Origin of the sequence: Bartonella phoceensis, assembly GCF_902825145.1 — a bacterium.
Classification (GTDB): domain Bacteria; phylum Pseudomonadota; class Alphaproteobacteria; order Rhizobiales; family Rhizobiaceae; genus Bartonella; species Bartonella phoceensis.
On record NZ_CADEAD010000001.1, the window covers coordinates 64175 to 78932 of the forward strand.

The window sequence follows — 14758 nt, forward strand, 5'->3', positions numbered from 1 at the left end:
AGGAGGTTAAAATACTAGTCCTTAAAAGCAAGCTTAAAGATCTTCCTTAAATAAAGGATTTTATTTTGAAATATTGATTTTAACAGGGTTTTATGAGGAGTTTTTAAGGAATTATGAATCCTTTTGAGACAAAGATTACTGCTTTAAAGAGTGTGTGTATGATAACAAAATCGATAAATACCGATTTGGAGGCAAAAGATGCAGAGTATTTCAACGTTCGAACTTTTTCGTAATTCGGTATTTCGGAATTTATGGTTGACAACGCTCATTTCTAATTTAGGGGGATTTATACAGGTTGTAGGCGTAGGGTGGTTAATGGCGTTGATTAGTTCTTCGCATTCTATGGTTGGACTTGTCCAAAGTGCTACAACATTACCACTTGTTATGTTTTCTTTGATGGCAGGGGCTTTAGCTGATAATTTTAATCGTCGCCAAATTATGTTGTGTGCGCAGATCATGATGATGGTTATATCCATGAGCTTGGCTATTTTGTCCTCTATGGGTTTTCTAACACCGTCACTTTTATTATGCTTTACGTTTTTGATTGGTTGTGGAACGGCTTTTTATAATCCTTCCTGGCAGGCAACAATCGGAGACATTGTGAGTAGGGACAATATTCCTGCTGCTGTTAGTTTGAACAGTGTAGGTTTTAATTTAATGCGTAGTGTAGGCCCTGCTATTGGGGGTGCTATCATTGCAACGTTAGATGCAGCTGCAGCTTTTTTGTTTAATGCGATAAGTTATATTCCTTTAATTGGTGCTTTATTTTTTTGGAAACCGAACTATGAAAATAACATTTTACCGCGGGAAAGGCTTTTAGGAGCTGTCTCAGATGGTTTGCGTTATGTTGCAATGTCGCCTAATCTTCTTAGTATTATGGTAAGGGCGTTTCTTTTTGGTATTGGAGCAATTTCGATTTTAGCACTTTTGCCAATTGTTGCGCATAAGGTTCTTGGGGGGAGTGCATTTCTTTATGGTACATTACTTGGTTGTTTTGGTTTAGGAGCCATGACAGCTGGTATTATTAATTCATTTGTACGGCATTATTTTCGTTTAGAAACAATTATTGCAAGTGCATTTCTTGGTTTTGCCTTTTCTTGCTTTTTTTTAGCAATGAGTCGTTCACTCATTGTAAGCCATATTGCTTTATTTCCTGCGGGCTTATGTTGGGTTTTAGCGTTATCGCTGTTTAATACATCTGTACAGCTTTCTACACCACGCTGGGTTGTTGCACGTGCTTTAGCACTTTATCAAACAGCATCTTATGGTGGGATGGCTATTGGAAGTGCACTTTGGGGCATTTTGGCTGATGGTTATTCTCCAACAGTTGCTTTGAATATTTGTGCTCTATTTTTAGTTTTTGGAGCCTTAGCGGGGGTAAGGTTTAAAATTCAGGAAATTCCTCAGATGGACTTAGATCCGCTTGACCATTTCAGAGAACCAGAGCTTTTACTCGATCTAAAAGCACAAAGTGGTCCGATCATGATAATGATTGATTATCAAATTCATGAAAGTGATCTTGAAGAGTTTCTAAAAGTAATGACGCGTCGTCGCCATATTCGCTTACGTGATGGTGCGCGTCAATGGGTTCTTTTGCGTGATCTTGAAAGACCTGAATATTGGACAGAAGCGTATCATATGCCAACATGGGTAGATTATTTGCGCCATAATCACCGTCGTACAAAAGCAGATGCAGAGGTAAATAAGCTTTTGCGTCACTTAAATCGTATGCAAAATGGTATAAGAGTCCACCGTATGATTGAGCGACAAACAATACCGCATGCCAGAGAGATGCATTTAAAACCCTCTGCAGACCAATTACCTTGAGGGTAAAAAGACCAAAACAGTTTTCTTATAAACTATTCAATATGTACAATGCTGTTTTATGGATAAGTTTATTGGCAGGCACAGAGCAGCAGAAGTTTAGATGTTTCGATAAGCGCTTATGCTCTTAATAAGTTGAGAAAAAATTTTCTACTAAGCAAAAAGTTGGAAGTTATAAGCATTACAATTTTTTTTAAGTTGAAACTTGTTTTTATTCTAGAAAATCTTCTTAACATAATCGTATATACATGTGTATCCGGTAATGATTAAAGAAATGATTGAGAACGACAAAGCAAGATTCTTGTGCTTTATGGTGCAAGTTAAGATTAGCTTATGAACGCAGCGCTGATGTAAGTTCTGATATGAACGACCGTAAAAAGATAACGCGAGAGCAATGAAAAGAATCTCTTTCTTTTTATTAAGATGAGAAAATCTTTTTTTCTAAACGATGATTGTGAAAAAGAACGAAAATTAAATTATAAATATCCGCTTTGGCTTGAATAAGATTTTTTCAAGAATACCTATAGCAAGCAGTTTGTCTTGGTAGATAACACAAACCTCATCTTCATCAAGAGGTCCATTGTGATTACACAAAGGTACGGAATTACCCATCATGACTCGCTTTGCTTGCGTTTCACTAAGGGTATAATGAGGGAGACAATCCAGCGCAGCACCTGTTTCAATTAAAAATGTATCAAGTGCTGAAAAATTTCTTTTGGGAGGAGTATCATTTTCATTTGTGATATTTTTATCCAGCCCTACCTTTTTGAGCGTGTCCCACGTGATGAGATCATCTTCACAAAAAGGAGATACTGCGAGACGTCTTAAATCAGCAATATGCCCATAACAACCAAGGTCACGTCCCATATCGCGCGCTAAAGAACGCACATAAGTTCCTTTTCCGCAAGTTATTTCAAAGACAGAGTGCTCTTTGGTAGGAGTTTCTATTAACTTGAAAGTTTCTATTTCCACTTCACGGGGTGGAATTTCAATGACTTCTCCTTCACGCGCTAGATCATAAGCCCGATTACCGGCAATTTTAATTGCCGAAAATTGTGGAGGTGTTTGGAAGATAACACCTGTATATTTTGGAAGAAGGGCACGTATTTCTTCTTGTGTTGGACGTTTGAGAGATGTTTTTGTTATTTCACCCTCTAGATCGTCTGTTAAGCGCTCTTCTCCCCAAACAATGTGAAAACGGTAGGTTTTCGAGCCTTGCATAACATAGGGAACAGTTTTGGTTGCTTCGCCCAATGCAATTGGCAGGAGACCAGAAGCAAGAGGATCAAGCGTCCCTGCATGTCCTGCTTTTTGTGCATGAAAAAGCCATTTAATTTGTGAGACCGCCTCTGTTGATCTCATTCCTTTTGGTTTATCAAATATTACCCAGCCAGAAACAGAACGGCCTTTTTTTTTACGTTGCCGCGCCATATTTTTAATCCTCAACTTCATCATTATGATGAAGATCACGTGCTACCTCAGGTGAACGGAGCAAGGCATCAATTTTTGAAAAATTATCAAAACTACTATCAAGCCGAAAACGCAGTTCAGGCATATATTTCATTTGTCGCAACGTATGACTAATTTCTCCACGGATAAAACGGCTATATTTATTGAGGATATCAACGACATCAACATCAACATGAGACGTGTTCTTAACAGTACTGAGAGGAGAAACAAAGCAAGTAGCAATTTTTAAATCTGGTGACATGCGTACTTCAGAGACAGAAATCACCATATTTTTCAAGACTTCATCGAGTAAAATACCATGCTGCAGTGTATGCGCTACTGCGTGACGTACCTGTTCTCCTACTCTTAGTTGCCGTTGTGATGGCCCTGCATTTTTCATCAAAGTTTCATCCTTATTACAATCCCTCTTCTTTTGATCATCTTGAAAGATAAAATAAAGAACAAAGGTATTGCACAGAAATCCAAAGACTCTTCTCATTTCCCAACAGAATAAAGCCATTAGATTAGTTTATAATGTGCGATTAATATGTTCTATACGGAAAGTTTCAATGATGTCTCCTGGACGTATGTCTTCATAGTTTTCGAATGCCATTCCACATTCTTGACCACTTTGTACTTCATTGATCTCATCCTTAAAGCGCTTGAGTGTTTTAAGTTTTCCTTCGTGAATAACAATATTATCGCGGATAAGGCGAACACCAGCTCCCCGTTCTATTTTACCTTCTATAACGCGACAACCAGCAACTTTTCCGGTTTTTGTAATGTTAAAGACTTCTAAAATTTCAGCATTACCGAGGAAAGTCTCACGCTGTTCTGGTGAGAGGAGTCCTGACATGGCAGCTTTGATATCGTTAACAAGATCATAGATAATATTATAATAACGAATTTCAATTCCTTGTGTTTTAGCACAATCACGCGCTTGTTTATTGGCACGGACATTAAAGCCAATGACGGCAGAGTTTGAAGCTTCAGCAAGAGAAATATCACTTTCAGTGATACCTCCAGCACCAGAATGCACAATACGTGCACGCACTTCTTCATTTCCTAGCTTTTCTAATGCTGAAGTGATTGCTTCAATTGATCCCTGTACATCTCCTTTAATGATAAGAGGAAATTCTTTAACACCAGTTGTTTGTAATTTGCTCATCATCTGTTCAAGAGAACCGCGAGAACCGGTTTGTCGGGCAACAGCTTTATCACGCGCTAATCGTTGACGGTATTCAGCAATTTCACGTGCTTTCGCTTCATGCGTGACAACAGCAAAACGATCACCTGCTTGTGGTGTTCCTTGCATACCTAAAATCTCAATAGGTGTGGAAGGAATTGCTTCTTTGATATGACGACCGTGGTCGTCAATCAAAGCGCGCACGCGTCCCCATTCATTGCCAGCAACAATAATATCAGAAGGATGCAGTGTACCTTTTTGAACAAGAACTGTTGCAACAGATCCACGTCCTCGATCCAGTTTTGCTTCAATAACAACACCTTCTGCCGTTCGCTGGGGATCAGCTTTTAGATCAAGAATTTCAGCTTGAAGGAGAATAGCTTCAAGAAGTTTATCGAGATTTTGACCGGTTTTAGCAGAGACTTCAACTTCCAAGGTTTCCCCACCCATGGTTTCAACAAACACTTCATGTTGTAAGAGCTCTGTACGCACTTTTTGCGCATTAGCAGATGGTTTATCAATTTTATTGATCGCAACAATAATTGGTACACCAGCAGCTTTGGCATGATTAATTGATTCAACCGTTTGTGGCATGACACTATCATCAGCGGCCACGACCAAAACGGCAATATCCGTAACACGAGCACCACGAGCACGCATAGCTGTGAAAGCAGCATGTCCAGGTGTGTCAATAAAGGTAATCTTTTGACCATTTTGCTCTACTTGATAAGCACCAATATGTTGTGTAATACCACCGGCTTCACCAGAAACGACATTCGCTTTTCGAATGGCATCAAGAAGAGAAGTTTTTCCATGGTCAACATGGCCCATAATCGTTACAACAGGTGGGCGTGTCTGCATTTTTTGAGGACTATCCGCTATATTAAAAATGCCTTCTTCTACGTCAGATTCTAAAACACGTTTAACAGTATGACCAAATTCAACGGCAATGAGTTCAGCAACATCTGCATCGATAATATCGCCGGGTTTCATCATTTGGCCTTGTTTCATCAGAAACTTAATCACATCAACGGAGCGTTCTGTCATACGCTGCGCGAGTTCTTGAATTGTAATGGTTTCAGGAAGAATAACTTCGCGAGAAATTTTTTCTCTTGGCTCTTGGTTTTGTGCACGTTTAAATTTCTCTTGCCTGCGGCGCATTGCAGCCATTGAGCGCCCGCGCGGAGTACCTTCCTCGTCCAAAGCACTATTGAGGGTTATTTTTCCACGACGCCGTTCATCAGCACCTTTTACAACTTTTGGTGCGCGCATTTCTGATTTTGCGAGGTTAGCGCGTCGGCTATGTCGATCATCGTCTTTATTTTCATCTATTTTGCGTTTTTCAATCACAGTTGTATTTTTAGGCGTGATAGGAATATCTATCGGTTCTATAATGGGGGGAGTAGAGCTCAGAAGTGGAGTCTCTACCGGTAGAATTTCCTCTTCTTGCTGTATTTCTATCTCTTGAATCGGCTGCCACAAAATTTCTTCACGTTCTTTTGCCTGCTTTTCTTCCTCTTCGGCTTGTTCACGCGTAATTTTTTCTTGGATATGTGCCTCTTCTAATGCACGAAGCCTTGCTTCCATTTCAGCCGAAGAAAGGTTGCTTTTAGCGACAGGCTTACTCTGATTTGCTTCTTCAAATCGTGGTTTAGAACGTTGGGGGGCCACATGCGGTTTGGTAATTGGCTGTTGTATTTCAACTTTTTCATCAGGTCGCGTAATTTTGCGTCGTTTGGTTTCGACAACCACAGCCTTTGTACGGCCATGGCTAAAATTTTGTTTGACCGTGCTTGTTTCCAGGATTGACCGCTTTAAGGTTAATGTCCTTTTGGCTGTTATTTTGTCGTTATCATTTTCACTCATTGTACTTCCTTCACGGCTTGAGCCGTCATCTCACCAGGCTTGCTGTGCTTGTCATCACGATAGGCGAGCAGTTTATGTATCGTTTTGAGGAATCCTTCAGCCGCCTTAGTGTCTAATAAGGCTGCGTGCATGACAGGATTAGCGCCAAAAGCCACCCGCATTTCATCACTTGTAAATAAAGATATGGTTTTTATGTTCCTATTTTTTTGTTGTTGTATTTTATGGATGGCTTGTGCAATTTTTCGCTTTCCATCTTCTGTCGTTTCTTTGGCATGAAGTACGAGGATAACTTGACCAGAGCGGATAGCAGCATCAACCTTTGTTGCCCCCGTAACAATAGCACCTGCTTTGCGTGCTATAGAAAGGCTTGAAAGGGCAGTTTTTAGCAAAAGTGCATCAACAATATGCGCAAGATTTGGTGCAACCTCAACATCTGTTTTAAAACTTTTTTGAAAAGCGTTCTGTTTAATTGCTGCTTCAATAGCAGAATGATAAGCAGAAATCCAAACACCACGGCCAGGCAAATTGGCTTTAAGATCAGGAACAATTTGATTATTGGGACCAATAACAAAACGGATCAGCGTTTTTGCTGAAGCATTTTTTCTTGTCACAATGCAGGTCCGTTCATTCATTTAAAGGGTATCCACATTCAGATTATCTATTTTTTCACCTTTTGCAGAGTTTTCATTTTCTACAGAATTTTCTGTAACAAGATCAGCTTGATTTATCCAGCCGGCTTGCACACGTGCTGCTAAAACCATCGCTTCTGCATCAGCGCGTGTGATCTCAAATGGAGTTAGAACACCAGGAAAATTCTGTGTTTGTCCTTCTTTACGCTCCCTCCATCCTGCCAAATCATCGACTGCATAACCTGCAAAGTCTTCCATTGTTTTTACACCATCTTCACCAACAGCAACCAACATAGCACTTGTCATGCCAGGAAGTGTTCGCAATTCATCAGAAACACCAAGTTTCTTACGTTTTTCATCAAGTTCTTTTTCTTTATGTTCGAGATATTCGCGTGCACGACTTTGGATCTCAGTAGCAGTTTCATGATCAAAACCATCAATAGAAGCAATTTCTTCGAGATCAATATAGGCAATTTCCTCAATAGAAGAAAAGCCTTCTGATGCCATAACTTGCCCGATCATTTCATCAACATCTAAGGATTCCATAAATAGTTTACTGCGTTCAGTAAATTCTTTCTGACGGTTTTCAGATTCTTCCTGTTCCGTTAAGATATCAATATTCCATCCTGTTAATTGTGAGGCTAAACGGACATTTTGTCCACGCCGACCAATAGCAAGGCTGAGTTGATCATCAGGCACAATAACTTCAATACGTTCTGCATCCTCATCGAGTACAACTTTAGAAACTTCAGCGGGTTGCAGTGCATTGACGATAAATGTCGCAGCATCAGGGGACCAAGGAATAATATCAATTTTTTCGCCTTGTAATTCCGCGACAACAGCCTGCACGCGGCTTCCTCGCATTCCAACACACGCCCCAACAGGATCAATGGAACCATCGCGCGAGACAACAGCAATTTTAGCACGTGAGCCTGGATCACGGGCGACGGATTTAATTTCTATAATGCCATCGTAAATTTCTGGTACTTCCATAGTAAAAAGTTTTACCATAAATTGAGGATGTGTACGTGAAAGGAAAATTTGTGGACCACGCGATTCACGGTGTACATCATTGACAAAGGCACGAATACGATCTCCATAGCGGAAGGATTCACGTGGAATTAATTCATCACGACGCACGATAGCTTCACCACGTCCTAAATCAACAATAACATTACCATATTCTACACGTTTTACTGTGCCAGAAATAATTTCACCGATTTTATTTTTAAATTCTTCATATTGTTGGTCACGTTCTGCATCACGTACCTTTTGTACAATAACCTGTTTAGCAGATTGCGCTGCGATACGTCCAAAGTCCATAGGTGGTAAAAGATCAGCAAAAAAATCACCAATTTTTGCGTCTACTTGATATTTGAGTGCATCAGACAAAGCAATTTCGCTTGTATAATCTTCAACGACGTCAACAATTTTAAGCAGGCGTTGCAATTTAATTTCACCTGTTTTCGAATTGATTTCAGCACGGATATTAGTTTCTTGACCATAACGAGAACGCGCCGCTTTCTGAATAGCATCAGCCATCGCAGAAATAACAATTTCACGGTCAATTGACTTTTCACGTGCAACAGCATCTGCAATTTGCAGAATTTCAAGCCTGTTAGCGCTTGTAGCCATCAATTTTCTCCTTCTTTGTGCCACACAACGAGCATTTCCAGCGATATTAATTCTTGTAATTTGACGTCTATTTTGAGACGTTAAAGTTATCTTCGGGAATGAATTGTTGACTTAAATCTTTAGTTTTTTTCAATGCGTCGCGAATAAGCTCATCGGTCAGTACCAAATGCGCATTTATGATATCACAAAAGGAAATAGAGGTATACATCGCTTCTCCAGAAGCAGCTTTATCAGTGTTTAAAGTAAATCCATCCTGTGTGATATTGGTAAGTGTTCCACGAAATTTTCTGCGCCCATCAATTGTTATTCTGGTTTCAATTTTTGCAATATGTCCTTGCCAATGAAAAAAGTCAGATTTTCTTACCAGTGGACGGTCAATTCCAGGGGATGAAATTTCTAAATGATATTTGCGTTCAATAATATTTTGCACATCAAGAAGGGGAGAAATAGTTCGACTAACAGTTTCGCAATCTTCTACGGTCATAGAGCCATCAGCGCGTTCAACCATAATCTGAAGCGTTAAACCATTTAAACCAAGAAGTTTTACGCGCACTAAACGAAAACCTAAAGGTTTGAGCAATGGTATAATAAGAACAGCAATGCGTGCTTCAATACCATCTTCTTCAAACAGACGTACTTCATCAAGATCGCTTATTTTTTCAGTTTCGTTCATATATTCTATCCAAATCATTTTCATAAGTTTTATGACATCAAAAAGGAGCGAGCCCAAACAGCCCACTCCTCATCATAAGACTAAGAATTTATTTATTGATACTCTCAAATTCAAAAATTTTCAAGTTGTTTATAAGAAGAGCGTTGTATCACTTATTTCTTGATAAAGGTAAGATAGGTAGGTGTTCGTCCTTCGCGTAGAGCTTTTGCTTCATAGCGGGTACTTACCCATAGCGAATAAGGTTTTTTCCAATCCTTGGAGCTTTCTGCTTCCCATTCAAAGCTATTATGCTGTGTACAATGGTAGAGCGTCCAGTTTACATAATTGTCTATATCGCTGGTAAAGCGGAATTTTTTCCCTGTTTTAAGAATGCGCGCAAAACGGTTAAGATTTTTTATGTTGATAAAGCGTCGTTTCCAATGTTTCTTTTTAGGCCATGGATCAGGGTAAAAAAGGTCTATTCCATCAAGTGATGCACTTGGGAGCCAATCAAGGAGGTGTGTTGCATCATCATCGTAAAGGCGAAGTTGATTTTGATACTGTTTATGTTGTTCAAGAGACATCAGCATTTTTGCCATGCCATTAATAAAGGGTTCGATACCAATAAAACCAGTTTTTGGAAAATATTCCATTTCATAAAGCAGATGTTCACCCCCACCAAAACCAATTTCAAGCCGAACTTCTCTTATTTTACTGGGAAATAAGGTTGTTAAATCTGAGGGGGCGGGGGTATTTAAATCAATGTTAAAAGTTGGAAGAAGCATTTTTATACGCGCGAGCTGATTGTTTCGCAGTCGTTTTCCTTGTCGGCGACCAAAAAAAGCTTCACATCTACGTGTATTATAGTCAATCATGGCACTTTAATCATTGTTTGAAGTGTTTTAATAAGGTCAGTTTTTTCCCATGAGAACGAACCATCACGCTTTGGTGTGCGTCCAAAATGACCATAGGCAGCTGTTTTTGTATAAATAGGTTTATTGAGACCAAGGTGTTTTCGAATACCAGTTGGCGAAAGGTCCATTATTTTGCGTATAGCTACTTCAAGAATTTTTTCATCCACTTTTCCTGTTCCATGGAGATTAAGATAAATGGATAAGGGTTGTGCAATGCCAATTGCATAGGAGAGTTGAATAGTGCATCTTTCCGCTAAACCAGCTGCAACAATATTTTTAGCGAGATAGCGTGCAGCATAAGCTGCAGAACGATCAACTTTTGTCGTATCTTTGCCTGAAAAAGCACCTCCACCATGAGGAGCTGCACCTCCATAAGTATCAACAATAATTTTGCGTCCAGTCAGTCCGGCATCGCTTTGAGGGCCACCAATGACAAATTTTCCTGTGGGATTAATATACCAACTGCATTGAGCAGAAATGGGAATATCATGTAGCGCTTGACGAATATAAGGTTCAACTACTGTTCGTACTTTATTAGAGTCCCAACTTTCATCTAAATGTTGTGTTGAAAGAACAATGGACGTTACCTCTATAGGCTTTCCATTTTTATATCGTATTGTTATTTGGCTTTTGGCATCTGGTCCCAATTTTCCAGCTTCTCCTTCTCCTTTATGGCGCGCCACCGCAAGAAGTTTAAGAATTTTATGCGCATAATAAATTGGTGCAGGCATGAAATCTGGTGTTTCGCGGCAAGCATATCCGAACATGATGCCCTGATCACCCGCTCCTTCTTCACCATGTCGATCCTTAGCGTTATCAACCCCCCGTGCAATATCCGTTGATTGAGGGCGTAAAAGAACATCAATTTTGACAGTTTTCCAGTGGAAGCCTACTTGTTCATAACCAATTGCACGAATAGCACGTCGTGCTACTGCACGAAAACGCGTAGGATTAATAAGTGGAGCACCAGTTTCATCGTAAATAAAATCTCTATTTTTATCTCTTTTTAAGAGCGTATCGGGAACACGTACCTCACCAGCAATAACAACACGATTTACACTGACGAGAGTTTCACAAGCGATTCTTACGAGCCATGGATCCATACCGGTTTTTTGAGCTTCTTTATAAATCATATCAACGATTTCATCAGAAATACGATCACAAATTTTGTCAGGATGACCCTCCGATACCGACTCACTAGTAAAAAGATAATCTTTATGCGGCATAGGAACTCCTTCAAAAAAACACGAATACTTATTAATTGTCTATTAAAGCTATCCCTCTTTGCCAATCCTGCAGCAAATCGTCAATGCTGATTTATAAGATGAGTGAAAGAAAAAATGTAATTTTTATTTATAGCTTGGTTGTCATATCTTCTTCAGAAAGTGCTTTTGCTAAGTCAATGATTTTTCGACGTACTTTAGCATCAGATATATTCGTAAAAGCACGCATCAGCTGGATCCCCTCATTACTAGAGCAAAAATCCATAAAATCACTGTCGCTTTCAGCAAAACCTTCTATTTGCTGTGTATTAATGCCTTTGTCAAAAAAATAAGAAACAGGAACATCCATAATCTCTGCAATTGCTTGAAGACGACTCGCACCAATACGATTTGTACCTTTTTCATATTTTTGAATTTGTTGGAAAGTGATACCTAGCTTTTCACCCAATTTTTCTTGGGTAAGTCCTAAAATGTTACGACGTAAACGAATACGGGTTCCAACATAGATATCTATAGGATCAGGTTTTTTTCTAGTCTCGGTCATAATGCAACTCTTTATTTCCAGCACTCTACTCTTAAACCAACATCAGATTGATATGAGGGTTGGTTTATCATATAATTCAAATAATATGTAACACCTTTTCCCAATATTACTGGTACACAACGTAATACCACATATGGGCGCCTGATTATTTAAGCTGTTTTGTAGAACCAAAACTAACACGGCACAATAGCATAAGAATGAGCAAGATAAAAGTAGAGAAAATTCTGTATCCATTGCTTCCTATAGGGGTAATGGGTGATGGAATCGGTGAATCAATAATGCCAACAGTATTCGGTTGGAGAGCTACAATGATTCGTCCATAAGAATCAATAATAGCCGATATCCCATTATTGGCTGCTCGTATAAGGGGAATTCCCAATTCAACGGCACGGAGCTGTGCCTGTTGAAGATGTTGGTATGGGCCTGGTGTTACGCCAAACCATGCATCATTGGTAACATTAATAATTGCTTGAGGAGAGGGGCCTTTAAAAGTCATTTCATTGGGAAATATTGCTTCATAACAAATTAGTGGAAGATAAGAGAACCCGTTTGGCATCATAACAGTTTTGCGCACACTGGCAGCACTATATCCACCAATATTATCTGCAAGGGTATGCAATCCAATTTTTTCTAATAGATTTTGATAGGGAAGATATTCACCAAAAGGAACCAGGTGAAGTTTATCAGAAGTAGTTAAAATGTTACCTTTATTATTAATAACTGCAATTGTATTAAAATATTGTATTTGCGCGTTGAGGGGATCATTATCAGCACGTATAGCACCAATGATGGCCCATTGTCTGGGTTTTAGAAGAGAAGCAATGTGCATTGTGGTTGTAGAGTTATCAGAGAGAAGGTAAGGAACGGAGGCTTCGGGCCATACTATAAAATCTGGTTCTGGATTATGATCGGCTGTTGGTGTTGCGCTCAAGTGCATATGAGCTGCAAATATAGTTTCTCGTGTCGTATTACTTAATTTTATGTTTTGCTGGATAGAAGGCTGAACAATGCGTACCCAGTAACTATTTTTTTTTACATCTGTTGTGTTGGCTACAACATTGAGACGGTAAAATCCAAAACCACTGTGGATTAATATAAGTGATACGCAAAGAAAAAGTGCGGCTTTCTTTTTTTCATCTGTTAATAAAACAGTAGGTAAACTGTAAACTAAAACAGCAAGAATATTCATTCCATAAAGTCCCACGATTGCATCGGATTGCATGAACAGCGGGATTGGCATAGCCGTATAACCAAGAGCATTCCAAGGAAAACCTGTGAATAAAAATGCACGCAACCACTCTGCCAATCCCAGCGAAAAAGCTAATACAAAGAAGCGTGCTATTCCTTTTGTCCATAATAAACCGACAATGAAACCAGCTAAAAACCAATAAAGAGAAAGGCAAAGAGGAAGACCAAAAATAGCAAATGGCACTGCCCAACCAAAAGAAACAGGGTCTGTTAATAAAGCATTACACATCCACCAAAGGCTGCAGATAAAATAACTAAAGCCAAAGATTCCACAACTTAGAGCGTAGGTAAGAAAGCGTTTTTTATTGTTTTGGATGATGTGGATTGAGTCAAGGAGAATAATAAAAATGGGAAAAGTTAAAAAACAGAGAGGTGTTAAATAAAAGGGTGGCAGTGCAAAAGATGTTAATGCACCACACAGAAACACCCACATCTGCCGTTTCCAACCAGTCACAGAAGATAAAAAAAGTACGAGATTATTTAAAAATGCTTTATTATTTTTCAAAGGAGGCATTTTTTTTAAAACTCTCATTTTCAGGGATACGGAAAATGCGTAAGCGCTTAATCCGGCGTTTATCAGCTTCTAAAATGCGAAATCGGTAACCAGGTACAGCTTCAACGACTTCACCTTTTGCAGGAATGCGGTCAAGAATGGAAACAATCAGACCACCAATAGTATCGACTTCATCACCATGTTCCCCTACAATAAAATCAGGACCAAGAGCTTTTTCCACATCCTCTAGTTCGGTTCTTGCGTCAACAAGCCATTTATTGTTAGGCTCGCGCACGATAGCATTGTCGACATTATCATGTTCGTCTTCAATATCACCAACGACTAATTCGACAATATCTTCCATTGAAACGAGACCGTCTGTACCTCCATGCTCATCAATAACCAAAGCCATCTGTGTTCGTGTGGTTTGCATACGTGTTAATAATTGACTTGCCAACATGGAACTTGGAACGAAAAGAACTGTTCGAAGCAGATCTAATTCACCGATTGGGGTGTGTAAATGGGCATGATTTAACTGAATCGAATCAGATTTTTGTCCGGTTTGGACTGAATTGATAATAAAGCGAGTCACATAATTAAGGATATCGCGGATATGAATCATTCCTCGCGGATCATCTAAAGTTTCAGCATAAACGGGTATGCGAGAATGGCCAATTTTTGCAAAACATTGAAGAGCCTCTCCAAGTGAAGTGTTTATTTCTAATGCCTTGATTTCAGAACGTGGAATCATAACATCATCAATGCGTGCTTCACGCAAGCGTAAGATATTATGCAGCATAGTACGTTCTTCAGGTGAGAAAAGAGCTGTATCTTTTTCATTGTCAGCGGTAAGTGCAACGGTAAGATCATCGCGCAGTGATGTAGAATTACGTCCACGTAAAAATGAAAACAAATGATTCATCAGGGAGTATTTTTCCGTATGATTCGCTTGGTAAGAAGGGGAAGCGTCGATATTAGAAGATGTTTGATTATTATTGGGTGCATTTATTTTATTTGCCATGATCTTGAAATTTTCAAACTTTCTTTTTTAATGGAGGCATAAGAAATTCTAAATTGCATGATGGTGATATTAAT

Annotated in this window: 12 protein-coding genes; 1 reads left to right on the forward strand and 11 read right to left on the reverse strand. The window is 39.3% G+C overall.

The annotated features are described in order from the left end of the window. Window positions 1-198: 198 nt before the first annotated feature. Window positions 199-1827: an MFS transporter gene (locus J7R07_RS00280; RefSeq protein ID WP_208434963.1), complete on the forward strand. Its 1629-nt coding sequence runs from the start codon at window positions 199-201 to the stop codon at window positions 1825-1827. Between the two features lie 468 nt (window positions 1828-2295). Here the strand turns inward: J7R07_RS00280 and truB are convergent, their stop codons facing one another. The 11 genes from truB to J7R07_RS00335 form a co-directional block, all read right to left on the reverse strand. Beyond that, the gene (gene truB, locus J7R07_RS00285; protein WP_208434964.1) at window positions 2296-3255 is read right to left on the reverse strand and encodes a tRNA pseudouridine(55) synthase TruB; all 960 of its coding nucleotides are present in this window, start codon (window positions 3253-3255) and stop codon (window positions 2296-2298) included. A 4-nt stretch (window positions 3256-3259) separates the two neighbouring features. Next, the gene (gene rbfA, locus J7R07_RS00290) at window positions 3260-3673 is read right to left on the reverse strand and encodes a 30S ribosome-binding factor RbfA (protein WP_208434965.1); all 414 of its coding nucleotides are present in this window, start codon (window positions 3671-3673) and stop codon (window positions 3260-3262) included. A gap of 129 nt (window positions 3674-3802) precedes the next feature. Continuing rightward, window positions 3803-6325, reverse strand: coding sequence for a translation initiation factor IF-2 (gene infB, locus J7R07_RS00295; protein ID WP_208434966.1), 2523 nt, complete (start codon window positions 6323-6325; stop codon window positions 3803-3805). Beyond that, the gene (locus J7R07_RS00300; RefSeq protein WP_208434967.1) at window positions 6322-6957 is read right to left on the reverse strand and encodes an RNA-binding protein; all 636 of its coding nucleotides are present in this window, start codon (window positions 6955-6957) and stop codon (window positions 6322-6324) included. The genes infB and J7R07_RS00300 overlap by 4 nt, the downstream gene beginning before the upstream one ends. Next, window positions 6958-8589, reverse strand: coding sequence for a transcription termination factor NusA (gene nusA, locus J7R07_RS00305; RefSeq protein ID WP_208434968.1), 1632 nt, complete (start codon window positions 8587-8589; stop codon window positions 6958-6960). Window positions 8590-8656: 67 nt separating this feature from the next. Continuing rightward, window positions 8657-9262, reverse strand: a complete 606-nt coding sequence (gene rimP, locus J7R07_RS00310) for a ribosome maturation factor RimP (RefSeq protein ID WP_208434969.1) — start codon at window positions 9260-9262, stop codon at window positions 8657-8659. 152 nt (window positions 9263-9414) lie between these two features. Then, on the reverse strand, window positions 9415-10116 hold the full coding sequence (locus J7R07_RS00315; RefSeq protein ID WP_208434970.1) for a tRNA (guanine(46)-N(7))-methyltransferase TrmB: 702 nt from the start codon (window positions 10114-10116) through the stop codon (window positions 9415-9417). Then, window positions 10113-11381 carry a methionine adenosyltransferase gene (gene metK / locus J7R07_RS00320; protein ID WP_208434971.1) on the reverse strand — a complete coding sequence of 423 codons (1269 nt, stop codon included), beginning with the start codon at window positions 11379-11381 and terminating at the stop codon, window positions 10113-10115. The genes J7R07_RS00315 and metK overlap by 4 nt, the downstream gene beginning before the upstream one ends. A 127-nt stretch (window positions 11382-11508) precedes the next feature. Further along, window positions 11509-11922, reverse strand: a complete 414-nt coding sequence (locus J7R07_RS00325) for a helix-turn-helix domain-containing protein (RefSeq protein WP_208434972.1) — start codon at window positions 11920-11922, stop codon at window positions 11509-11511. A 145-nt stretch (window positions 11923-12067) separates the two neighbouring features. Beyond that, window positions 12068-13702 (reverse strand): apolipoprotein N-acyltransferase, encoded by a 1635-nt coding sequence (gene lnt / locus J7R07_RS00330; RefSeq protein WP_208434973.1) that lies wholly within the window; start codon window positions 13700-13702, stop codon window positions 12068-12070. After that, the gene (locus tag J7R07_RS00335; protein ID WP_208434974.1) at window positions 13665-14684 is read right to left on the reverse strand and encodes a hemolysin family protein; all 1020 of its coding nucleotides are present in this window, start codon (window positions 14682-14684) and stop codon (window positions 13665-13667) included. The genes lnt and J7R07_RS00335 overlap by 38 nt, the downstream gene beginning before the upstream one ends. Window positions 14685-14758: the final 74 nt, after the last annotated feature.